This is a genomic window from Pandoraea fibrosis (assembly GCF_000807775.2).
In the GTDB taxonomy this organism is placed as follows: Bacteria; Pseudomonadota; Gammaproteobacteria; order Burkholderiales; family Burkholderiaceae; genus Pandoraea; species Pandoraea fibrosis.
On sequence record NZ_CP047385.1, the window covers coordinates 3,885,103 to 3,906,977 of the forward strand.

The 21,875-nt window shown below is 63.3% G+C and carries 19 protein-coding genes; 5 read left to right on the forward strand and 14 right to left on the reverse strand.

The annotated features are described in order from the left end of the window. The first annotated feature begins 14 nt into the window (after window positions 1-14). The gene (locus PI93_RS17035; protein WP_039371966.1) at window positions 15-1,565 is read left to right on the forward strand and encodes a DHA2 family efflux MFS transporter permease subunit; all 1,551 of its coding nucleotides are present in this window, start codon (window positions 15-17) and stop codon (window positions 1,563-1,565) included. A gap of 117 nt (window positions 1,566-1,682) precedes the next feature. Here the strand turns inward: PI93_RS17035 and PI93_RS17040 are convergent, their stop codons facing one another. Both PI93_RS17040 and PI93_RS17045 read right to left on the reverse strand, forming a co-directional pair. Then, complete coding sequence (locus tag PI93_RS17040; RefSeq protein ID WP_039371963.1) at window positions 1,683-1,991, reverse strand: AzlD family protein; 309 nt, start codon at window positions 1,989-1,991, stop codon at window positions 1,683-1,685. Next, window positions 1,984-2,706 (reverse strand): AzlC family ABC transporter permease, encoded by a 723-nt coding sequence (locus PI93_RS17045; protein WP_039371961.1) that lies wholly within the window; start codon window positions 2,704-2,706, stop codon window positions 1,984-1,986. The genes PI93_RS17040 and PI93_RS17045 overlap by 8 nt, the downstream gene beginning before the upstream one ends. Window positions 2,707-3,009: 303 nt before the next feature. Here PI93_RS17045 and PI93_RS17050 point away from each other — a divergent pair, with 303 nt between their 5' ends. Further along, the gene (locus tag PI93_RS17050) at window positions 3,010-3,504 is read left to right on the forward strand and encodes an acyl-CoA thioesterase (RefSeq protein ID WP_039371959.1); all 495 of its coding nucleotides are present in this window, start codon (window positions 3,010-3,012) and stop codon (window positions 3,502-3,504) included. A 47-nt stretch (window positions 3,505-3,551) separates the two neighbouring features. Here the strand turns inward: PI93_RS17050 and truB are convergent, their stop codons facing one another. From truB to scpB, 7 genes are all read right to left on the reverse strand, one after another. Then, entirely contained in the window at window positions 3,552-4,538 is a 987-nt protein-coding gene (gene truB, locus PI93_RS17055) for a tRNA pseudouridine(55) synthase TruB (RefSeq protein ID WP_039371957.1), read from the reverse strand. A gap of 135 nt (window positions 4,539-4,673) precedes the next feature. Beyond that, window positions 4,674-5,090 carry a 30S ribosome-binding factor RbfA gene (rbfA, locus tag PI93_RS17060; RefSeq protein WP_039371955.1) on the reverse strand — a complete coding sequence of 139 codons (417 nt, stop codon included), beginning with the start codon at window positions 5,088-5,090 and terminating at the stop codon, window positions 4,674-4,676. A gap of 83 nt (window positions 5,091-5,173) precedes the next feature. Further along, window positions 5,174-8,143: a translation initiation factor IF-2 gene (infB, locus tag PI93_RS17065; protein ID WP_039371953.1), complete on the reverse strand. Its 2,970-nt coding sequence runs from the start codon at window positions 8,141-8,143 to the stop codon at window positions 5,174-5,176. Window positions 8,144-8,223: 80 nt separating this feature from the next. Next, on the reverse strand, window positions 8,224-9,699 hold the full coding sequence (gene nusA, locus PI93_RS17070) for a transcription termination factor NusA (RefSeq protein WP_039371951.1): 1,476 nt from the start codon (window positions 9,697-9,699) through the stop codon (window positions 8,224-8,226). Continuing rightward, complete coding sequence (gene rimP / locus PI93_RS17075) at window positions 9,696-10,154, reverse strand: ribosome maturation factor RimP (RefSeq protein ID WP_010803774.1); 459 nt, start codon at window positions 10,152-10,154, stop codon at window positions 9,696-9,698. Before rimP ends, nusA begins: the two co-directional genes overlap by 4 nt. 425 nt (window positions 10,155-10,579) lie before the next feature. Next, a complete protein-coding gene (locus PI93_RS17080) occupies window positions 10,580-12,328 on the reverse strand; it encodes a pseudouridine synthase (protein ID WP_039372098.1) in 1,749 nt (582 codons plus the stop codon). Window positions 12,329-12,509: 181 nt separating this feature from the next. Further along, window positions 12,510-13,730 carry an SMC-Scp complex subunit ScpB gene (scpB, locus tag PI93_RS17085; protein WP_039371949.1) on the reverse strand — a complete coding sequence of 407 codons (1,221 nt, stop codon included), beginning with the start codon at window positions 13,728-13,730 and terminating at the stop codon, window positions 12,510-12,512. A 337-nt stretch (window positions 13,731-14,067) separates the two neighbouring features. Between scpB and fnr the strand changes: the two genes are divergently transcribed. Continuing rightward, complete coding sequence (gene fnr, locus PI93_RS17090; protein WP_039371947.1) at window positions 14,068-14,796, forward strand: fumarate/nitrate reduction transcriptional regulator Fnr; 729 nt, start codon at window positions 14,068-14,070, stop codon at window positions 14,794-14,796. A gap of 305 nt (window positions 14,797-15,101) precedes the next feature. Beyond that, window positions 15,102-15,536 carry a YybH family protein gene (locus PI93_RS17095; protein WP_039371945.1) on the forward strand — a complete coding sequence of 145 codons (435 nt, stop codon included), beginning with the start codon at window positions 15,102-15,104 and terminating at the stop codon, window positions 15,534-15,536. A 12-nt stretch (window positions 15,537-15,548) separates the two neighbouring features. Here the strand turns inward: PI93_RS17095 and PI93_RS17100 are convergent, their stop codons facing one another. Then, entirely contained in the window at window positions 15,549-16,499 is a 951-nt protein-coding gene (locus PI93_RS17100; RefSeq protein ID WP_052240749.1) for a LysR family transcriptional regulator, read from the reverse strand. 138 nt (window positions 16,500-16,637) lie between these two features. On the opposite strand from PI93_RS17100, the gene PI93_RS17105 reads away from it, so the two are divergent. Beyond that, window positions 16,638-17,654: a zinc-binding alcohol dehydrogenase family protein gene (locus PI93_RS17105; RefSeq protein WP_039371943.1), complete on the forward strand. Its 1,017-nt coding sequence runs from the start codon at window positions 16,638-16,640 to the stop codon at window positions 17,652-17,654. A gap of 110 nt (window positions 17,655-17,764) precedes the next feature. Here the strand turns inward: PI93_RS17105 and PI93_RS17110 are convergent, their stop codons facing one another. The 4 genes from PI93_RS17110 to PI93_RS17125 all read right to left on the reverse strand — a co-directional run bounded on the left by PI93_RS17110 (window position 17,765) and on the right by PI93_RS17125 (window position 21,709). Next, entirely contained in the window at window positions 17,765-18,598 is an 834-nt protein-coding gene (locus tag PI93_RS17110) for a competence/damage-inducible protein A (protein ID WP_039371940.1), read from the reverse strand. A gap of 88 nt (window positions 18,599-18,686) precedes the next feature. Next, window positions 18,687-19,613 (reverse strand): EI24 domain-containing protein, encoded by a 927-nt coding sequence (locus tag PI93_RS17115; RefSeq protein WP_039371938.1) that lies wholly within the window; start codon window positions 19,611-19,613, stop codon window positions 18,687-18,689. Then, entirely contained in the window at window positions 19,610-20,650 is a 1,041-nt protein-coding gene (locus tag PI93_RS17120; RefSeq protein ID WP_039371936.1) for a sterol desaturase family protein, read from the reverse strand. The genes PI93_RS17115 and PI93_RS17120 overlap by 4 nt, the downstream gene beginning before the upstream one ends. Window positions 20,651-20,713: 63 nt before the next feature. After that, the gene (locus tag PI93_RS17125) at window positions 20,714-21,709 is read right to left on the reverse strand and encodes a YVTN family beta-propeller repeat protein (RefSeq protein ID WP_039371932.1); all 996 of its coding nucleotides are present in this window, start codon (window positions 21,707-21,709) and stop codon (window positions 20,714-20,716) included. Window positions 21,710-21,875: the final 166 nt, after the last annotated feature.

Consider the following 21,875-nt stretch of genomic DNA (forward strand, 5'->3'; position numbering starts at 1 on the left):
CCCTTTGACATCTCATGGCAACTCAAAACGCTCCTGGCCCCCTGTCGGGGGGCCAGTTGGTACTCGGCACCATCGCGTTGTCGCTCGCCACGTTCATGAACGTGCTCGACACATCGATTGCCAACGTATCGATTCCCGCCATCTCCGGCGACCTCGGTGTCTCGTCGAGCCAGGGCACGTGGGTGATTACGTCGTTTGCCGTCGCCAACGCCATTTCGGTGCCGCTCACGGGCTGGCTCACCGAGCGCTTCGGCGCGGTGCGATTGTTCATCACGTCGATCCTGCTGTTCGTGCTGGCCTCGTGGTTGTGCGGTATGGCGCCCACGCTCGAAATCCTGCTCGCAGCGCGCGTATTGCAAGGTGCCGTCGCCGGGCCGATGATCCCGCTCTCGCAATCGCTGCTGCTCTCGAGCTATCCGCCCGCGAAGAGTTCGATGGCCCTGGCGCTATGGGGCATGACAACGCTGGTCGCCCCGGTGATGGGCCCGATTCTCGGCGGCTGGATCTCGGACAACTACCGCTGGCCATGGATCTTCTACATCAACATTCCGGTCGGCATTGCCGCCGCGTATGTCACGTGGCTGATCTACGCCAAGCGCGAAACGCCAACGCAACGCAAACCGATCGATAAGGTCGGGCTGGCCTTGCTGGTGTTGTGGGTCGGCTCGCTCCAGGTGATGCTCGACAAGGGCAAGGAACTCGACTGGTTCAATTCGTCGACCATTGTCGCGCTCGCGCTCGTGGCCCTGGTGTCGTTCTGCTTCTTTGTTATCTGGGAGATCACGGAGAAGCATCCGGTGGTCGACCTGACGCTCTTCAAGCGGGTCAACTTCACCGGCGGCGTGGTGGCCATCTCGGTAGGCTACGGTCTGTTCTTCGGCAATCTGGTGATCTTGCCTCAGTGGTTGCAGATCTACCTTGGCTACACGGCGACCGAGGCCGGTCTGGTGATGGCGCCGGTGGGTCTGTTCGCCATCATTCTGTCGCCGATCATCGGCAAGACACTGCCAAAGCTCGATGCCCGCTGGGTCGTGACTGTCTCGTTCCTGTTGTTCGCGCTGGTATTCGTGATGCGCTCGCACTTCAACACGCTCGTCGATACGCGCACGCTGATGATTCCGACGTTCCTGCAGGGCGTGCCGATGTCGATGTTCTTCATCCCGCTCACGGCCATCATTCTGTCGGGGTTGCCGGCACATCGCATTCCGGCCGCGGCAGGTCTGTCGAACTTCGTGCGCATTACGTGCGGTGCTGTAGGCACATCGATCGCGACCACCATGTGGGACAACCGGATCACCCTGCACCACGCGCAGTTGACGGAGCATCTGACACCCTACGATCCGACGTTCAACGCCTCGGTAGAGAGCCTCAATCAGCTCGGCATGACGACGCCGCAGGCCCACGGTTACATCGACCGCCTGGTCACGCAGCAGTCGGCCATGCTCGGTGCCAACGACATTTTCTGGATCTCGGCGCTGCTGTTCGTGCTGATGATCGCGATGGTGTGGATTACGCGCCCGATGAAGGGCGGCGGTGGCGCAGACGCCGCGGCCGGCGCCCACTGAAGCCAAGTCTTCCCCCCGAGTGCCCGGCCCTGCTCTGTACTACCGGGCACTTCTTGAACCCCGCTGATGTTAGCGGGGTTTTTTTATTGAAGAAGAGACGTCGCCGGTCGGTGCGTGTCAACCGACGAGATAACGCAATGCGCCGGTCACAACGATACTGAGGATCACCGTCGGCAGCAGCGAGAATCGCATGGCGGCGAGCAACGTCAGCGCCAGCGCCATCAAATCGGCAGGCCGGTCGGCGACGAACGACGGCGCGATCACCGAAATGAGCACACAGCCGGGCAAGCTCTCCATCACGGCGCGCACACGTGGGCTCAGGGTACGATCGCGCAGCACGAGAAAGCCGACGATACGCGTGGCGTAGGTCGTGACTGCCATCAGGGCGACGGTCGCCAGCGGCAGAAGCAGCGTGAGGTCAGGCATCGCGCGGCTCCATCAGAATCGCTGCCACCAACCCGGCGCACGCCCCCGCCGCGACGTACCACGCCCCCGGCACATAAAGGTAAGTCAACGCTGCGGCAACGAGACTGACCAGCCACGGCAGGCTCTTGCGCCAACCGCGCCACATCCCTTTGAGCAACACAAGGAAGACGGCGGTGAACGCCATGTCGAAGCCGTATTGTTCGATGTCGCCAAGCACGGGCCCGAGCACGGCGCCAAGCGCCGTAAAGGCTATCCACGTCAGCCAGAGATTCACGGCAACGCCGAGGTAGTACGGCAGACTGACCCGGTCGGCACCCCGCGCCTTCACGTCGGTGAGCGCCATCGCCCAACTTTCGTCGCACATCAAAAACAACGAAGCGAGCGCGCGACGCAATTGCACATGCCGCATGAGCGGCGCGAGCGCAGCACCCATCAGAATATGACGCGCATTGACCAGGCACGACATCGCGACGATCAGCGCAAGATGCGGCGGCGATGTCCACAAGCGCACTGCCGTGAACTCGGAGCCCCCTGCAAAATTGAGCCCGGTCATGAGCGGGACGAGAAACGCCGGCATGCCCTTTTGCGCGGCTTGTGCACCCAGCACCATCGCAAACGGCACGAAACCCAACATCACCGGCAATGAAGCGCGCATACCGCGCGCCACTTCGAGTTTGACATCCGACTGCTGTGACGATGCAGCCGAAGAAGACATTCCAGACACAAACACTCCTGCTTGAACCACGTTATTTCCGGTGAATCCACCGGGTTGGCAGGATATCGAAAAACGACCGTTTGACGCTTGTATATTCTTGCGCTTCGCGTATCGACCGGGGCCGTTACACCGACTCAAGCGCTGCCAATCCGAGGGAAACCGCGGGAAATGACAAGGACGAAGGCGCTGCGTGACGCGCCGGCACGCCTTACGCAATCGCAGTATCATTGCGCATTCCCCGACCCGTGGCTCCGCGAACGGACTGCGGCCGGGAAAGAACCATCAGCCCGCAAAACAGACATCATGAATACCCCGCAGAATCAAAGCGAACGCTCCGAAGTCACTTTCCGCTTTCTGGCCGAGCCGGCCGCCGTCAATTTCGGTGGCAAGGTGCACGGGGGCTCGCTCATGAAGTGGATCGACGAAGTGGCCTATGCCTGCGCCGCCACCTGGTCGGGCCGCTATTGTGTAACGGTCAGCGTCGGCAACATCCGCTTCCGCCGTCCGATTCTGGTGGGCAATCTCGTGGAGCTGCGCGCACGTATCGTGGCGACGGGCCGCACCAGCATGCACATCCATGTCTCGGTGCACGCCGGCGATCCCAAGTGGGGCGAGCTGCGTCAGACGACCGACTGCCTGATGGTGTTCGTCGCCGTCGACGAGAGCAACCACCCGGTCAGCGTGCCGTCCTTCGAGCCGAAGACAGAAGAACAAAAGGCATTGGCGAAGTACGCCATGGACGTCAAGGCAGCGCTGGACGCCATCGTTGAACTCAAGCCGGAGAACGTCGCCAACTAAGGGCGTCGGTCATGAGGCGGCGAGGTGCGGCGACACCGCACCGCCGCTCACTGCGTCTTGAGCAGGCGCTGCGGTGTGAGCAACGCTTGCGCATCGAGCCGCGCGACGCCGAGCAAGCGCACCGGGGCGTCGCCGACGGCTTCGGCATAGACCTTCACCTCGATGTCGTCATGTCCCGCGGCGCATTCGCGCAGCGGCTGAGGACAACGTGTTTCATCCAGACGCAGACGCTGCCCGTGTGCGAAGCGCCTGGCGAGCGTTTCATCGAGCCAGATGGTCGGTAGCGTCTTCAGAAGGGCATCGACCGGGGCCAGCGCGGCCACCCGCTGCGCGTGATCGAGCGCGGCAAGCGCCTCGAGCGTGAGCGCGCCATCCAACGTGAGCGGGCCAACCGCCGTGCGCCGCAGCGCGCGCAAATGCGCGCCGCAGCCCAGCGCTTCGCCGATGTCTTCCGCCAGCGTGCGCACATACGTGCCCTTGCTGCATGTCACGCGCAAGGTGAACTCGGCGGCATCGGGCAAGGCGCATGCCGTCACTTCCAGCAGATGGATGGTGACCTCGCGGGCTTCACGCTCAAGCGTCTGTCCTGCGCGCGCATATTCGTACAACGGCTTGCCGTCGCGCTTGAGCGCCGAGTACATCGGCGGCACCTGAGAGATCGGTCCCGTAAAGCGCGGCAGCACGGCGCGAATCGCCGCTTCGTCCACCGTTACGGGACGCGTGAGCAACACCTCCCCTTCCGCATCGCCCGTCGTCGTGGTTTCGCCCAGACGCACACGCGCTTCGTAAGTCTTGTCGGCTTCCAGCAAATCCTGCGAGAACTTCGTCGCCTCGCCGAAGCACAACGGCAACAAACCGGTCGCCAACGGGTCGAGCGTGCCCGTATGCCCGGCCTTCAATGCCTGCAACAGGCGCTTGGCTTTGATCAGTGCGTCGTTGGACGACAAGCCCAGCGGCTTGTCCAGCAGCAACACGCCATCAAGGGCGAAACGAGGGAGTTTTTGGCGGGGTGCCTGCGAACGCGGGTCCGTCATGATGCGGGGATGGCTTGAGAGATTCTTGTGGGTGTCGAACCCTCGCACGCGTGATACGTGCTCAGGCATCGCAGCACCACCGGGCTCGCCATCGGCGAACCCGGCAGGCTGCGTCGTCCGTCGTCAATCGACAGCTTACTTGCCGTCGTCTTCCTTGTCGCTGTCCGGTGCGTCGCCTTCGCCGGCCTCTTCTTTCGCGCGCGTCGCGTTGGCCGTATCGATCAGTCGCGACATCTCGATGGCACGCTCGATCGACTGGTCGAAGTGGAAGTGCAACGTCGGCACGGTGTGGATATGCAACCGCTTGAACAGCAGATTGCGCAGATAGCCGGCCGCCTCGTTGAGCGCCTCGCCCGTTGCCTTCGGATCGCCGGTCAGCGTCGTATAAAACACTTTTGCATGCGCATAGTCCGGCGTCACTTCCACGCTTTGCAGCGTGACCAGACCAATGCGCGGGTCCTTCACTTCGCGTTGAATCAACTCCGACAGATCGCGCTGGATCTGGTCGTTGATACGAAGATTGCGGCCCGGAACACCACGTTTCTTTGCCATAACTTACTCGCTAATAATGCAATGGCCCACGCCACCGGTTTCCCGGCTTGGTGGGCCATTCCACATCCGTTGTGCAAATCGCGTTACAGCGAGCGCGCAACTTCCGTGATTTCGAACGCTTCCAGTTGGTCGCCTTCCGTGATGTCGTTGAAGTTCTTCACCGACAGACCGCACTCGAAGCCGGACTTGACTTCCTTCACGTCATCCTTGAAGCGCTTGAGCGAATCCAGCTCGCCCGTATAGATGACCACGTTGTCGCGCAACACGCGCACGTGCGACGAACGCTTGACGAAGCCGTCGAGGACCATACAGCCGGCGACCTTCCCGATCTTCGGCACGCTGAACGTCTGGCGCACGTCGATGAGACCGGTGATCACTTCCTTCTTCTCCGGCGCCAGCATGCCCGACATCGCCGCCTTCACCTCATCCACGGCGTCGTAGATGATGTTGTAGTAACGAATGTCGATACCGTTCGACTCGGCCAGCTTGCGTGCCAGTGCATCCGCACGCGTGTTGAAGCCGATGATGACCGCCTTCGAAGCCGTTGCCAGGTTGACGTCGCTTTCGCTGATGCCACCGACCGCAGCGTGCACGATCTGCACGCGCACTTCCGGCGTCGAGAGCTTGTTGAGCGATTGCGCCAGCGCTTCCTGCGAACCCTGCACGTCGGCCTTGATGATCAACGGCAGCGTCTTGACTTCGCCTTCGGTCATCTGTTCGAGCAGGTTCTCGAGCTTCGCGGCCTGTTGCTTGGCCAGCTTCACGTCGCGGAACTTGCCTTGACGGAACAGCGCGATTTCACGCGCCTTGCGCTCGTCCTGCACCACCAGCACTTCTTCACCGGCGCCCGGGACTTCCGACAGGCCCTGAATTTCCACAGGGATCGACGGACCCGCTTCCTTCGCGCTCTTGCCGGTTTCATCCAGCATGGCACGCACTCGGCCGTAAGCCTGACCGGCCAGCACCATGTCGCCACGATTGAGCGTACCCGACTGCACCAGAATCGTTGCCACCGGACCCTTACCCTTGTCCAACTTGGCTTCGATCACGATACCCTTGGCCGGGGCGTCGACCGGTGCCTTCAGCTCCAGCACTTCGGCTTGCAGCAGCACGTTCTCGAGCAGATCGTCGATACCCGTACCTGTCTTGGCCGACACCGGCACGAACGGCGAATCGCCACCGTACTCTTCCGGCACCACACCCTCGGCCACGAGTTCCTGCTTCACGCGGTCCGGGTTGGCTTCCGGCTTGTCGATCTTGTTGATCGCCACCACGATCGGCACGCCGGCCGACTTCGCGTGAGCGATCGCTTCCTTCGTCTGCGGCATCACACCGTCGTCTGCCGCCACCACCAGAATCACGATGTCGGTCGCCTGCGCACCGCGAGCCCGCATGGCCGTAAAGGCCTCGTGACCCGGCGTATCGAGGAACGTCACCGTACCGCGCGGCGTTTCCACGTGATATGCGCCAATGTGCTGCGTAATGCCACCGGCTTCGCCCGACGCCACCTTGGCGCGACGGATGTAGTCCAGCAGCGAGGTCTTGCCGTGGTCGACGTGACCCATCACGGTGACCACCGGAGGACGCGGCAGCGATTCGACTTCCTTCGCTTCGTTGCCCAGGTCCAGCAGCGTTTCCGGATCGTCCAGCTTTGCAGCGATCGCGCGGTGGCCAAGTTCCTCCACCACGATCATTGCCGTTTCCTGATCCAGCACCTGATTGATGGTCACCATCTGGCCCATCTTCATCATCAACTTGATGACTTCTGCGGCCTTGACCGACATCTTGTGTGCGAGATCGGCAACGCTGATGGTTTCCGGCACGTGCACATCACGCACCACCGGCTCGGTCGGTGCCTGGAATGCCTGACCATCCTGCGAGTGACGGTCGCCACGACGGCCACCACGACCACCGCCGCGCCAACCATCCGAACCACCGCTCGCGTCGCCGCGCGTCTTCATGCCGCCACGCTTGTTGCGGTTATCGGCATCCTTCTGCCACGCGCCGCCCTTCTTGTCCTTCTTGTCGGCTGCACCGGCCGTCGTCGATGCCGGCGCTGCGGCTGCCGGCTTCTTGTCTGCCGGCTTGGCGCTGGTGGCACCTTCCGGCTTGGCCGGCTTGTGCAGCGTGCCCTTCGCTTCAGCCTTGGGCGCGGCGGCGGCAGCGGGTGCCGGCTCCGGTGCCTTCAGCACGCGACGCGGTGCATTCATCATTTCGCGAATCGCACGCGCTTCGGCTTCCGCCGCAGCACGACGCTTGCGAATGGCTTCTTCTTCGGCACGCGCCTTGTCGGCAGCCGCGCTCGCCTTTTCGGCAGCCGCACGCGCGTCTTCGCTGGCCTTGCGGGCCTGCTCGCGCTCGGCGTCGGCCTTGGCCGCTGCCGCCTTTTCAGCCTGCTCGGCCTTTTCAGCCTTCTCTGCGTCGGCCCTGGAAGCCGCTTCGGCGTCAACGCTCGACACGGCCTCGGCCTGAACGTCAGCCTTGGCTTCGGCCTTCGCCTTCTGCTCTTCGGCCGCCTTGGCCGCTGCGGCAACGCGCTCCGCTTCCTCACGGGCGCGGCGCTCGGCCGCTTCCTTTTCTTCGCGCTCGCGGCGTTCGGCTTCTTCGCGTTCCAGTTGTTCCTGGCGACGCTTGAGCTCGGCCGCTTCCGCCGCCAGACGCTCCGCTTCGCGGCGTGCGTCTTCCTCACGCTGACGAAGGGCTTCGTCTTCGGCGGCGGCAGTTGCCGCGTTGTCCGCGCCTTCCGCCACGTCGTCACGCTTGACGAAGGTGCGCTTCTTGCGCACTTCGACTTGAATCGTGCGCGCCTTGCCGGTCGCGTCGGCTTGCTTGATTTCCGAGGTCTGGCGACGCGTCAGAGTGATCTTCTTTTTGTCGCCGTCACCAGCGCCGTGGGACCGGCGCAGGTGCTCCAACAGACGGGCCTTGTCGGCTTCCGTCAGCGAATCGTCGGCGCTGAGTTTGTCTACACCGGCGGCTTTGAGTTGCTCCAGCAACACGCCGGCCGGCATTTTCAGTTCTGCAGCAAATTGGGCTACGTTGATGCTCGCCATTCAAACCTCTTCAAGCAAGGCCAGGCGCCTTGCGGTTAACTTCAAAGTTCACTGTTCCATATGCATGCCGGGGCAGGTCATCATTGGAACCAGTGCTCTCGCGCTTTCATGATCAGTGCCTTCGCAGCTTCTTCGTCGACGCCGGTCATCTCGGTCAGTTCGTCGACAGCCAGCTCGGCCAGATCATCGCGCGTCTGAATTTCATGCTCGGCCAACTTGGCCAGCAACTCGGGCGTCATGCCATCGAGACTCTTGAGATCGAGGGCAACACCTTCGACCTTTTCCTCGGTGGCAATCGCCTGCGTCAGCAGTGCGTCGCGTGAACGATTGCGCAGCTCATGCACCGTATCCTCGTCGAATGCTTCAATCTCGAGCATTTCGTTCAGGGGCACGTAGGCGATCTCTTCCAGGCTCGAGAAGCCTTCCTCGATCAGGATGTCCGCCACTTCTTCATCCACATCCAGACGCTGCATGAACAACGTACGCAGCGTGCCGCGTTCTTCGTTCTGCTTCTCGGCCGATTCATCCGGCGTCATGATGTTGATTTGCCAGCCGGTCAGCTCCGACGCGAGGCGCACGTTCTGACCACTGCGACCAATCGCCACGGCCAGTTCGTTCTCGTCGACGACGACATCCATGCTGTGCTTTTCTTCGTCCACGACGATCGACTGCACCGCCGCCGGCGCAAGCGCGCCGATCACGAACTGTGCGGGGTCTTCCGACCACAGCACGATATCGACGTTCTCACCGCCCAGTTCATTGCGCACCGCCTGCACACGCGTGCCGCGAATGCCCACGCAAGTGCCGATCGGATCGATACGCTTGTCGTATGCCACGACAGCGATCTTGGCGCGCACGCCCGGATCGCGGGCAGCCGACTTGATCTCCAGCAGTCCCTGCTCGATTTCCGGCACTTCCATGCCGAACAGCTCGATCAGGAATTCAGGCGCCGTGCGCGAGAGTTCGATTTGCGGACCACGTGCCGTACGGTCGACCTTCACGATGTAAGCGCGAACGCGGTCACCGATACGGAGGTTTTCTTTCGGAATCAGTTGATCGCGACGCAGCAACGCTTCGACACGGCCCGACTCGACGATCAGGTTGCCCTTGTCGAGACGCTTGACCGTACCGGTCATGATCTTTTCGCCACGCTCGAGGAAGTCCGACAGAATCTGCTCGCGCTCGGCATCGCGAATGCGTTGCAGAATGACCTGCTTGGCCGCTTGCGCACCGATACGACCGAATTCCAGCGATTCCACCGGCTCTTCGATGAATTCGTCGACTTCGATCGACGGGTTTTCTTCTTTGGCTTCGAACAACAGAATCTGCTTGTCCGGCTCCTGCAGACCCGCTTCGTCCGGCACTACCAGCCAGCGACGGAAGCTCTCGTGCTCGCCCGACTCACGGTCGATGTGCACGCGAATGTCGACGTCTTCGGTGTAGCGCTTCTTGGTGGCCGAAGCCAATGCTGCTTCCAGCGCGCCGAACACGACATCCTTGTCGACGTTCTTTTCGCGCGCGAGCGCATCGACCAACAGCAATACTTCGCGACTCATCGTTTGCGACTCCTAAAATCAATCTGCGGCACTAGGCGCGCACGGTCAATATCCGCGAGGGTGAAATCGAGCAGCGCCGGGCCGCCCTTGCCTTCGAACTCCAGGCTCAAATTTTCGCCTTGCGGTGCCTGCAGGATGCCGCGAAACTGCTTGCGGCCTTCAAGCGGCACACGCAACGTAAGACTCACTTCCGCACCGGCAAAACGCTCGAAGTCACGCAGCTTGCGCAGCGGACGATCCAGCCCCGGCGACGATATTTCGAGTCGGTCGTAATTGACGTTCTCGACCATCAGGACATGCGAGAGCTGACGGCTCACCGTCTCGCAGTCATCGATCGTGATGCCTTCCGGCTTGTCGATGTAGACACGCAGCAAACCGCCGCCGGCGCGTTCAAGATCGACCAGCTCGTAACCCAGGCCTTCGACCGTGGTCTCGATCAGTTCTGGCAATTGCAACTTTGCTCACCCTAGAAAAACTCGCGCGCATTAGCAGCGCCCGACATGTCTGCGCGCCCCGCATGGAGCGTCGCACGATACCTGCCTCGACCGTCCGGGCCGGCGTACCTGAGTCGGCACACCCACTCCCCGACGCGGCGGCATCGGCCGCGCGTAAAACGCTCGCGGCAAAAAAAAATGGGCGAAACGCCCATTTCTTACAGCCTCATTGCGCATGAGGTGCGCGCCGCAACAGATCGCGTGGCACGCAAACCAGCTTATTCATTGATTTTATATGGTTTTGGGCCGATTTGCAACGCTTGGCGCCCCCAAAGCCCGTCTGACAGGCATCAATGCAACGTTGCTGCACCGCAAAAATGGGGAGGCGACATCGCTCGCCAGCCCCCATTCGTCTCAGCCGCCCATTTCGGGGCACTCAACCACCTTCAGCGCGAACGGTTACCGCCGCGATTGCCACGGTTGCCGTAATTACCGCCACCGCCGCCGCCACTGCTATTGCCACCGCCACCGCCACCGGTCCGATTGCCGCCACGGCTACGATTGCCGTTGGCGTTACCGTTACCATTGCCACCGCGCGACTGGCCGCCGAAGCCGCCACCGCCCGCGGCGTTACCGCCGCCAAAGCGTCGACCCTCGCCACGCGGCGAAGGCGTCTGCCCCGGATAACCGCCGCTCGGACCGACAAATGTCGTCAGCGGATTGGCACGGGGACGGCGCGATTGTCCCGGCTCACGACTGAACACGCCCAAGGCGGTCTGCATCGGATCCGGTTGGCGACGCGGCTCTTTCGGTGCGCCAGCCTTGCCGCCACGCGCCCCCTTGACCTTCTCGTCCGAGTTGGCACCCGGCATCTTCATGCCGACGGCCGCGAACAACGAACGGACCTGCGCGTCGTCGAGCTCTTCGTAACGACCGCGCTTGAGGCCGCGCGGAAGCGTCAGCGGGCCGTAACGCGTGCGGATCAGACGACTCACCATCAGGCCAGCCGCATCGAACATACGACGCACTTCGCGGTTACGGCCTTCGGCCAGCGCCACGTGATACCAGTGATTCGAGCCCTCGCCGCCGCCATCTTTCAGGCGCAGGAAGTTGGCTTCGCCATCGTCCAGCTTGATGCCATGCAGCAGTTGCTGGCGCGAGGCTTCGCTCAGTTGCCCCACGGTACGCACGGCGTATTCACGCTCGATTTCGTAACGCGGATGCATGAATCGGTTCGCCAGATCGCCGGAGGTCGTGAGAATCAGCAGACCTTCCGTGTTGAAGTCCAGACGCCCGACGGCGAGCCACTTGGCGGTCTTCATCGGCGGCAGACGGTCAAACACCGATGCACGGCCTTCCGGATCGGCGTGACTGACGATTTCGCCCGACGGCTTGTGATACAGCAGCACGCGAGGCGGCTTGCTCGTGATACGACGCTTGACGAGCTTGCCGTTGATACGGACCTGATCGGTCGGCAGAATGCGCTGGCCAATGTGGGCCGGCTCTGCATTGACGGACACACGCCCGGCAAGAATCAGCTCTTCCATCTCGCGACGCGAACCCATGCCAGCCTCGGCCAGCACCTTATGTAGCTTCGGTGCCTCGTCGTCCGGGGAGAGCACGCGGCGATCTGCCGGACGGCGACCACGCTTGGCTGCGGCCTTGGCATCGCCATCGGACTCTTCACTGTCGAAGCCCCCCGACGTCACGAACGAAAACAGATCGTCGTCGCCCTTGCCGGCGGCATTGCCTCGGGAACCACCCGCACCGGGTGCGCCAGGCGCGCCCTTACGGCCACGCCCCTTGGTCCCCTGCGGCGCCCTGCCGCCCGGTGCAGCGCCGTTGGCACCACCGCCGGCCTGTGCCGGCTGCGATGCCTGCGAGGTGCCCTCACGCTTGCCGCCACGCGGTTTGCGTGCACCATTGCGCGCGCGCCCCTGAGCGGCCGACGGCGCACCGTCAGCCCCCGATGCTGCGCCGCGCGGCGCATCGTCGGACGGGGCGCCATGCGCAGCGTCCGGCGTCGCGGACTCACCGGCCACGCCATCCTCGCCTTCGCGTTTGGCTTGCTGCGCCGCACGACGGCGGGCAATCAGACTGCGCGGACCACGGCGCAAACCGCGGCGCGAGGCCTTGTCATCGCCGCCCTCGCCTTCCGGCGCGCGTGCTTCGGCACCGGCATCGCGTGCGTGCAGGTCCTGGGATTCTTCGTTTTGTTTCAACACAACCTCATTGGAAAACGGGATCGTCGTGGGCAGGCATAAGTGGCTGTCCTGATCCGTGTTCGCACCATGAATGCGCGGCAAAGGTTTGCCGCGACTTCGTTCTTATCGCTTACGGTCCCGCGGGTGTTCCCGGCGCCAGGCGCCGGTGCCTTCAGGTACCGGTGACGAGATTCTTGTCGTCCCCGTCGTTCTCGTCGTCATCCATCGCACCGGGCATGGGCTGCCCGGCAGCGGCTTCGTTCGCTGCCGAGTCGACAGCGTGCGGGGAAACCTCTTGCGTGACCGACGCAGCGGGATCTGCCGCCTGCGTCGCTACGTCCTGCGTATCTTGCGGCGGATCGTCGCCGCCCCATGCCACAGACTCTGATTCTTCGGAATATTCCTCTTCCGACATGGCCGCTTCCGACAGACGGGAAACCTCGTCTTCCGGCAGTTCGGCTTCGAGTGCCGCTTTCGCGTCATCGGGTGCTTCGCTGTCGACGGCCTCACCATGCGGCGCACCGCCCTGCTCACTGACGTGTGCGATGTCCGCGAGTTCCGCGACGTCGGACGCAATTTCGCTCGACGTTTGCGCCACCGAGTCGTGCGGCACCTCTGCCGCGCCCTCGCCTTCTGCAATCACCGCGTCGAGCAATGCGTCTTCCGTCAGCGCCGCTTCGGACGACGCCAGCGCGCGCTGATCTTCCGGCAACCCTTGCGCCAACGGCAAATCGTCCGCACGCGCCTGCGCCAGACGTGCCAGCGCGTCGGCATCGGCCACCGGCGCGTCGTCGGACGTCGCGTCGTCACCGGCCTCGCCTTCGGCACGCTCGCCGAATTCGATGTTCTGTTGCGCGAGCAGGTCGATCTGCGCCTGCGCCGCCGGATCTTCCAGCGGAGGCAGTGCGTCGAGCGCTCGCAATCCGAGATCGTCGAGGAAATCCTTGGTCGTGGCGTACAGACCAGGGCGTCCCGGCACGTCGCGATGACCAATCACCTCAATCCAGCCACGATCTTCGAGTTGCTTGATGATCTGCGTGTTGACCGTCACGCCGCGAATCTCTTCGATGTCGCCTCGTGTGACAGGTTGACGGTATGCAATGATCGCCAGCGTCTCCATCACGGCCCGCGAATACTTCGGCGGCTTCTCCGGATTGAGGCGATCAAGGTATTCACGCATGCGCGGACGGCTCTGGAAACGCCAGCCGGTGGCCAACGCCACCAATTCCACACCTCGGCCATCCCATTGCACGCGGATTTCCTCGAGCAGCGCGCGCACCGTGTCACCGGACACGGCGTCATTGAAGAGCTTGCGCAGATCGCCGACCTTGAGCGGCTCCTGCGCGCAAATCAACGCGGTCTCGAGGACGAGTTTCGCCTCTTGGGTATTCATGTGCGACTAAGCAAACCGGGGGCTTGGCGACCCGGTATCAGGAATAAATGGATGCTTGGAGCAAGAGAAACGGTCATCGAACCAAAAACAACCGCTTCACATAAGCGCGCGCCCGTTTGTGTTCGGTCGTAGTGACGGCGGCGCAACCTGGATGCTTCGAACGACCTGCCGGGAAACGCCCAAGCCGATGGTACGGCAAGACGGACGTCCGGTATGTGCGCAATTATTACTGAAACACCGACGCCCGTAAAGCGCCGTCTCAACCCTGACGTCACTGCAGGGAAAACGATAGGTCGACGCCCCATGATAAACTCCCCTAATAACTTCAGGGGCTTCCATGACCATCGAGATCGGTCGCATTCCCATCGCTCAGCCCCGTTGTTCCACGTGTTCGCTGGGGCAGTTCTGTCTGCCCGTCGGCATTCCGGAACCGGATCTGGAACGACTGGACGCACTCGTGAGCGAGCGTCGTCGCCTCAAGAAGGGCGAGGTGCTTTATCACGCCAACGATGATCTGAACGCCGTCTACGGCATCCGCTTCGGCTCGCTGAAAAGCTGTGTCACCGCGCCGGACGGCCGCGAGCAGGTTGTCGGCTTCCACCTTCAGGGCGAGTTGATCGGCCTGGACGCCGTGGCCGACAACCATCACCCGAGCACCGCCATCGCGCTCGAAGACAGCGAGTTGTGCATCGCCCGCTTCGGCGAACTGGAGACGCTTTCGCGTCAGGTCCCGTCGCTGCAACGCCAGCTTCACCGCCTGATGAGCCAGGAAATCCGCAACGAGCATCAGCAACTGCTCGCACTCGGTACGATGCGTGCCGAGGAGCGTCTGGCGGTTTTCCTGATCAACCTTTCCGAGCGACTGGCCGCACGCGGTTACGCTGCCAACGAGTTCGTGCTTCGCATGAGCCGCGAAGAAATCGGCAGTTTCCTCGGCCTCAAGCTCGAAACCGTCAGCCGGCTGTTCTCGCGCTTCGCCCAGAGCGGCATGATCGAAATCCGTCAACGTCACGTCAAGATCGTCGACGCCGCCGCCCTGCGCGAACTGGCGGGCGCCCCCTGCTGAGCCCGTTACCGGTCACCGGGGGCGCCTGAGCGCCTCCGTGCGAGCGCAACGCCCCATGCCCACCTTTGCGCGCGCCGTTCGCTGGCTTGCGCTTCCCCGCCTTACCCATAAACTACCGGCGCCACGTCGGGATCGCCTTGCGCCAGATCAAGAGTCACACACCCTCGCGTCCATCGGTGGCGCCGTGACGCCCGGCTGACACCCTGCCCCACGTTCGACAAGCCCGGGCAAACCCTCCATAATCGGCGCGTTCGCCGCGCAGCACACCCGCTGTGCAGTGCATCCACCCGACGGAGGCTGCCGTTATGCCCGCTGCCATTTTCCTGAGTCCGGAAGACGCCGAGCACGCGTACTACGAAGCGCTGCGCGCCGGCGACACCGATACGCTGATGGATGTCTGGTCGGAAGACGAGGAGATCGTCTGCATTCACCCCTCGGGGCCGAGGCATGTCGGCCCGGCGGCCGTTCGCACCAGTTGGCGCCAGATCCTGGCGAACGGCGGCCTGCAATTGTCGGTCAGCCATCTTCAGGTCGCACACAACCCGCTATGCGCCGTTCATAACGTGCTGGAGCAGATTCGGGTCGAAGCGCACCCCGAGGCGCGTTACGCTTTCGTGCTCGCCACCAATGTCTACCTGAAGGAAGCGGATGGCTGGCGGCTGGTGCTGCATCACGCCAGCCCGGCCATCGGGCACGAAGAACCCACCACCCAACAGCCCCGCAGCCATCGCCTGCACTGACGCAACATCGGGTCACGTCTGCGCGGTGGGACGCAACGGCACATCGCTCGCGTCGGGGGCCTCAGCCTCGTCCCAATAGGGCGTCGGCCCGAAGCGCGCTTGCAGGAATTCGATCAGCGCGTGCGTCTTCGGCGGCACGAACACCCGGCTCGGGTAGACGGCCCAGATCGCCACCTCCTCCGCCAGCGGATACGCCGGCAGCACCGGCACCAACTCCCCGCGCCGCAGATGTGTGCCGATGTCCCATGTCGACTTGAGCGCAATGCCCAGCCCGGCCAGCACGGCGTCGCGCAGCACCTCGCCGTTATCCGACGCAAGACGCCCGCCCACGCGCACGTTCAGCGTGCCGCCCGGCGTCACGAACCGCCAATCGCGCTGTTCACCGAGAATCAGACAGTCGTGCTGGGCGAGGTCGCCGGGATGTTTCGGGGCCCCACGCGCCGCAAGATAGGCCGGCGACGCACACAACGTGCGCCGATTCGTCGCGAGCTTGCGGGCCACGAGTGTCGAATCGCGCAACGCCCCCACGCGAATCGCCAGATCCACGCCTTCCTCGATCAAGTCGACCACGCGATCCGTCAGCCGGAAGTCGAGCGAAATGCCCGGGTAACGTTCAAGGAACGCAGGCAACGCGGGCGAGACATGCTGACGTCCGAACGACGATGAACACGACACGCGCAGACGCCCCTGTGGCGCCGCCTGCCCCTGTCCGACGCTCGCCAGCGCCTGCGCCTCGGCGGCGAGCAACACCTGTGCCTGAACCAGAAAGACTTCCCCCTCCTGCGTCAAGGCAACGCGCCGGGTCGTCCGGTGCAACAACCGGGTGCCCAGCGCCGCTTCCAATTGCACCAGTCGCGTACTCGCGGTGGCCGGCGACAGTCCGCGCTCGCGCCCTGCCGCCGAGACATTTTCGAGCGCCGCCACCCGCACGAACAACGCCACCGTATCGAGGTCCAATGCCATTTGATGGATTTTCCAAAAAATCTTTTCCGCATTATGCGAATTATCAAAGCAATCGACTAGCCGTAATCTCTCGCTATCGCACTGGGTGCGCCGTCGAATCCCCCCCAGACGCCGCACCGCAACTCAAGGAGAACGCAGATGAAAGCCATCGGATTGACCCGTTACCTGCCCATCGACGACCCGAAGTCGCTCGAAGACATCACGCTGCCAACGCCAACCCCGTCCGGGCGCGACGTGCTGGTCAAGGTCGAAGCCATTTCCGTGAACCCCGTCGACACCAAGGTCCGCGCGCCGAAAGACAAGGTCGAAGCCACACCGCGGGTGCTTGGCTGGGATGCGGCAGGCACCGTCGCTGCCGTCGGCCCGGACGTCACGTTGTTCAAGGTCGGTGATCCGGTCTACTACGCGGGCAGCATCACGCGTGCAGGCGCGAACAGCGAGTTCCACTTGGTGGACGAGCGCATCGTCGGCCACATGCCCGCGTCGCTCGACTTCGCAAACGCCGCCGCCCTGCCACTCACGACGATCACCGCGTGGGAAGCCCTTTTCGACCGTCTCGGCATCGCCCCCGACGGCAGCGACGAAGGCAAGTCGATCCTGGTGATCGGCGGCGCGGGTGGCGTGGGGTCTATCGCCATTCAGCTCGCGCGTCGTCTGGCACGGCTGACCATCGTGGCAACCGCATCGCGTCCGGAATCGGCCGACTGGTGCCGTCAGCTCGGCGCGCAGCACGTCATCGACCACTATCAGGACATCCCCGCGCAATTGAAGGCAGCCGGCGTGCCGCAGGTCGATTTCGTGTTGTGTCTCAACGACACCGACGCCCACTTCCCGGCCATGGCCGAAGCGGTTGCCCCCCAGGGCAAGATCTGCTCGATTGTGGAGAACGCAGGGGTGCTCGACATCGGCCTGCTCAAGAGCAAGAGCGCCACCTTCGTCTGGGAGTTCATGTTCACGCGCGCGATGTACGAGACGCCGGACATGATTGCCCAGCACAAGCTGCTCACCGAAGTGGCACGACTCGTCGACGCGGGCACGCTGCGCACGACGGTCGGCGAAGTCATCGGGCCCATCAACGCGGCGAACCTGCGCCGCGCTCACGCACAGCTCGAAGGCGGACGCACCATCGGCAAGCTCGTGCTCGCAGGGTTCTGACCGACGCGCAACGCACTCGCCTCGCCCGCCGCCACAATCAAAACGGCGCTTGCCCCATGACAGGGCAAGCGCCGTTTTTTTGTGCGGGAGAGCGCCCGTGCGAGCCTACTTCACTGGGAGCTCCCTCCGTCCGACTTCGCCGCCGCGTCGGCCGGATGAATGATCTCGCCCCCGAGCGTGTTCACCCCGGCGATCAGACGCTCAAACGCGGCGCCGACCAGCGACGGGTCGCCCTTCACCCCCAGATCGATGTGACGGCGCGCGTAGACTTCGCCGCGCTGCGGGTCCCCCACACTTGGCAGGCTGAACACCTTCACGCCGTTGTACTCGGCCTCGATGGCTTCCATGAGCGGGGTCAGCGTCGATTCGGCCAGCCCGAAGACCAACACCGACCGCTCGGCGTGCTTCGTCAGGTGATGCAGCGCCGCGTAGTGCGTGTCGAGCACCCACGCCATCATCGGCCACGCCATGACCGGGAAACCGGGCATGAAGTGATGCTGCTCGATCGAGAAGCCCGGGATCTTGTTGTACGGGTTCGGCAACACGCGCGCGCCGACCGGAAACTCGCCCATCTTGAGACGATGCCGATTGTCGGGCTGGCTCATGTCGGCACGGCCGTCGGGGCTCGTGTCCGCAATGCGTTCCATGATGAGCGCCTCGGCTTCCGGTGTGAGTGCGAGCGGGACACCCAGCGCCGCCGCCGCGCACTGACGCGTGTGATCGTCGGGGGTGGCGCCAATGCCGCCGGTCACGAAAACGATGTCGTCGCTGGCGAACGTGCGGCGCAGCGTTACCGTGATGCGCGCCGGATCGTCGCCCACGTACTCGGCCCAGTCCAGTTGCATGCCGCGCTCGGTCAGCAACTCGATAATCTTGGGCAGATGCTTATCCTGACGACGTCCCGAGAGGATCTCGTCGCCAATGATGATGATGCCTACCGCCATGATGCGTCCTTTGTTTTATCGTCAGAGCCTGGGGGGAAACGCGCGGCACCGCCCGGCGGCCACGCGCAGTGAAGCGATTGTGCCACTTTCACGGCGAACCGTTTGACGGTCCCGGCCCTGGCAGCGCGGGCGGCGCCGGTGGCAGATCTTCGCTCTCGGACGAGAACGTCCCCACGTTCGGCAGCACCGTCGCACCGAGCGTCGGCTCGTGGCGGTTGGCCTCTTCCGTGCGCAGACGCGACAACGCCCGCAGACAGTAATGTGCGAACCACAGCGCCGAGAACACGAAGATCACGACGTAGAGCCAGATCGCCAGCAGCGCGATCACCGGGAACAGCACGATCATGATGACGGAGGAAACCCACAGCAGCGTCGGCAACGAGCCGAGCAGCCCCGTTGCCACTCCGATCACGAGCAACGGCAAGCGACGCTCTCGTATGATCCGGCGCCGCTCCTCGGGACTGGCGTGAAATGCGAGCGCGTCATAGGTCATCACGCGGTACGTCAGCCAGCCCCACAGCAGCGGCGGCACGATGGCGAAGAACGGCGGCACGAGCCACAGCGGCAGCGTCACGAGTGCCGCAACGAGAAAGACCACAGTGGCCCCGAGCGATTGCCCGAGACTGCCCCAGAACGAACCGCCCTGCCGCGCTTCCAGATGAATGAAGTGGCGGCGCGAGAGGTGACGCAATACCGCCGGCATCGACCATCCCGCAATCAGCAGCAGGGCCGTGACGACGATCAACGGCACGAGCAGCGCGACCAGAATGAACGGCGCGAGCGCCATGCGCACGCTGTCCACACCGAAGTAACCGAAGAAGCGATAGATCCACTGGGTGAACTGCCACTGCTCGAGCCAGAGGCGCAGGAAGTCGGTAAACGGCTCCCACCCAAACCAGATCACAGCGCCCCAGATGAGGCCGGAGACGACGAAGGGCATTGCGGTGAGCCACAACATGCGCGGATGCAACAGGCTCACGAGCGCGCGGCCAAGCGCGCGAAGAATATCGTTCATGCAGATTCGGTACGGTCGGTGCCGTCGGTACGAGAAGCGGCGTCAGAAACGCCGGGGTGGCGCGGCAACACGCTCGCCCACAGACGCCGCAGGCCGAGCCATTGCTGGGCCCAGAAGCCCTCGCCATAGTCGGCCAGACGGCCTGCCGGTGGCGGGAGTTGGTCGCGAATGCCGGTGGCGACACCCGCATGCGAAAAGTCGGCGGTGCGCAAAAGCATGTCCCACCAGGGAAACAGCACACCGAAGTTACAGCCACCGTGGCGGCCCTCATGGCCGACCCCGATGGCGTGATGGCGCCGGTGAAACGCCGGGCTCACGAGCAGTCGTTCGCCAAGCCATCCGAAGCGCAATCGCGTATTGGCATGCTGAAGGCTTTGCAGCCATTCCGAGACCGCGATCAGCAGCACGAATTGCACCGGGCTCACGCCAATCAGAATCGCGATGATGGCAAAGAACGCCGACTTGATGAGATCGTCGAGCAAATGGTTTCGGTTATCCGTCCAGAGCGACATTTGCCGCTGACTGTGATGCACGGCGTGCAGCGCCCACCACCAACGGAACATGTGCCCCCAACGGTGATACCAGTACCCCGCGAAATCCAGCACCAGCAGATAGATCAGGAAGCTCACGAGTGCGTTGCCGGTCACCGGGGGCCACAGATCCTCGACGTTCAGATTCACGAAACCCGCCAGCCGCAGCCACGACTGGAGATTGTCGAAGACCGGGCGAAACGCGAAGAAGAACACCAGATTGAAGAGCCCGAGCCGGTGCACGAGCGTGTAGATCACGTCCACCCGCACGGCGCGCCGCTCGCGCCATCGTTCGGCAGGCGCCAACGCCTCGAGCGGACGCAGCAGCACCAGCATGAGCACGATCTGGAGCACGCCGATCAGGAAAAACTGGACGCCATCGAAGGCGTCGTCGGCAAACGACATCAGTCCGGTGGCAAACAGCACCGGCTGCACGATGCGGGTGTAGATCTCGGTCTGCACCGCCGAGAAGGCGGTGGAGAAACCGTCGACCAGCGAATCGAACATGTAACGGGGCCGGGCGTCCGGAGGACGCCCGATCAATAGGGCCTTGACGGCAATGCTTCGATGTTACAGCACCGGCGCGCGGTCGTAGAAATAGATCCCGTGCGGCGAGCGCCCGACCGGAATGGTATTGATCAGCTTGCGCTGCGCCAGATCGATAATGCCCACTTTACGTGCCCACCGGAACGTCACCCACAGGGTCTTCCGGTCGGCCGAAAGCTCCATGTCGTCCGGCCCCGGCAGCAATCCGGTGATGTTGCCCACATTCGTGAGGGCATCCTGATCGATGATGCTGATGGTGCTCGACACGCGGTTCGAAATCAGCACATGCTTGCCGTCGGCGAGCGAGCGGAAGTTGTGCGCCCCCTTACCGGTCGGAATCGTCTTGACGACCTTCTGATTGCGCCAGTCGACCACGGCGGCGTAGTCGGCCCCCGTCATGCCCACGAGCAGATACTTGTCGCCCGGCGTGAGCCACACCCCGGCGGGGCTATCGCCCACCTTGAGCTTCCAAAGCACCTTCTGCGTCGCGAGGTCGATAGCGGCGATCTCGTTCGATTCCTGCAACGAGATAAACACCAGCTTGCTATCCTGCGTGAACACCAGATGGCTCGGCATCTTCTTGAGCGGGATGCGCTGCGCCACGCTCAGGTTCTTGCCGTCGAAGCGGTACACATCCACCCGGTCCAGACGCAACGCGTTGGCCACGAACCACTTCTTGTCGGGGGAGAAGCCGATCTGATACGGATCTTCGATGTTCTCGATCTTGCGCTGGATCTGTCCGGTCTTCGGGTCGAGGAAGACAAGGTTGTTGCCCACCGAATTCGCCACGATGAGCGACTGATTGTCGGGCGTCGCCATCAGGTGGTGCGGCTCCTTGCCGACCGGGAACGTCTGGATGACCTTCTGCGTCGCCTTATCGATCAGGCTGACGCTGGCATCGGCCGAATTGAGCACGACCACGACATTCTCGGGTACCGGCGCGGCCGCTCTGGCCAGCCCGGCGAGCGCCGCCAGACCCAAGGAAGCCGCCAGACTGGCAGCGATCAGAAGTTTGCGCATTACAGAGTCTCTCGGGAGAAAAATGGGCAGAAAGGGTGACTGGGTGGCTAAAACCGTCGTGAAGCATGCGCAGACGCTGCTTCGAAAAAGTCTCGCTATTGTAGGCTGGGAACGCCCCGTCAGCGCGCCTCCGGCACACCTTTTTTGATCTGGCGAAACACTATTC

Excerpts from the sequence above, each read along its gene's own strand:
- PI93_RS17035 (WP_039371966.1), top strand. The coding sequence starts at position 15 with ATGGCAACTCAAAACGCTCCTGGCCCCCTGTCGGGGGGCCAGTTGGTA.
- PI93_RS17040 (WP_039371963.1), bottom strand. The coding sequence starts at position 1,991 with ATGCCTGACCTCACGCTGCTTCTGCCGCTGGCGACCGTCGCCCTGATG.
- PI93_RS17045 (WP_039371961.1), bottom strand. The coding sequence starts at position 2,706 with ATGTCTTCTTCGGCTGCATCGTCACAGCAGTCGGATGTCAAACTCGAA.
- PI93_RS17050 (WP_039371959.1), top strand. The coding sequence starts at position 3,010 with ATGAATACCCCGCAGAATCAAAGCGAACGCTCCGAAGTCACTTTCCGC.
- truB (WP_039371957.1), bottom strand. The coding sequence starts at position 4,538 with ATGACGGACCCGCGTTCGCAGGCACCCCGCCAAAAACTCCCTCGTTTC.
- rbfA (WP_039371955.1), bottom strand. The coding sequence starts at position 5,090 with ATGGCAAAGAAACGTGGTGTTCCGGGCCGCAATCTTCGTATCAACGAC.
- infB (WP_039371953.1), bottom strand. The coding sequence starts at position 8,143 with ATGGCGAGCATCAACGTAGCCCAATTTGCTGCAGAACTGAAAATGCCG.
- nusA (WP_039371951.1), bottom strand. The coding sequence starts at position 9,699 with ATGAGTCGCGAAGTATTGCTGTTGGTCGATGCGCTCGCGCGCGAAAAG.
- scpB (WP_039371949.1), bottom strand. The coding sequence starts at position 13,730 with ATGAATACCCAAGAGGCGAAACTCGTCCTCGAGACCGCGTTGATTTGC.
- fnr (WP_039371947.1), top strand. The coding sequence starts at position 14,068 with ATGACCATCGAGATCGGTCGCATTCCCATCGCTCAGCCCCGTTGTTCC.
- PI93_RS17095 (WP_039371945.1), top strand. The coding sequence starts at position 15,102 with ATGCCCGCTGCCATTTTCCTGAGTCCGGAAGACGCCGAGCACGCGTAC.
- PI93_RS17100 (WP_052240749.1), bottom strand. The coding sequence starts at position 16,499 with ATGGCATTGGACCTCGATACGGTGGCGTTGTTCGTGCGGGTGGCGGCG.
- PI93_RS17105 (WP_039371943.1), top strand. The coding sequence starts at position 16,638 with ATGAAAGCCATCGGATTGACCCGTTACCTGCCCATCGACGACCCGAAG.
- PI93_RS17110 (WP_039371940.1), bottom strand. The coding sequence starts at position 18,598 with ATGGCGGTAGGCATCATCATCATTGGCGACGAGATCCTCTCGGGACGT.
- PI93_RS17115 (WP_039371938.1), bottom strand. The coding sequence starts at position 19,613 with ATGAACGATATTCTTCGCGCGCTTGGCCGCGCGCTCGTGAGCCTGTTG.
- PI93_RS17120 (WP_039371936.1), bottom strand. The coding sequence starts at position 20,650 with ATGTTCGATTCGCTGGTCGACGGTTTCTCCACCGCCTTCTCGGCGGTG.
- PI93_RS17125 (WP_039371932.1), bottom strand. The coding sequence starts at position 21,709 with ATGCGCAAACTTCTGATCGCTGCCAGTCTGGCGGCTTCCTTGGGTCTG.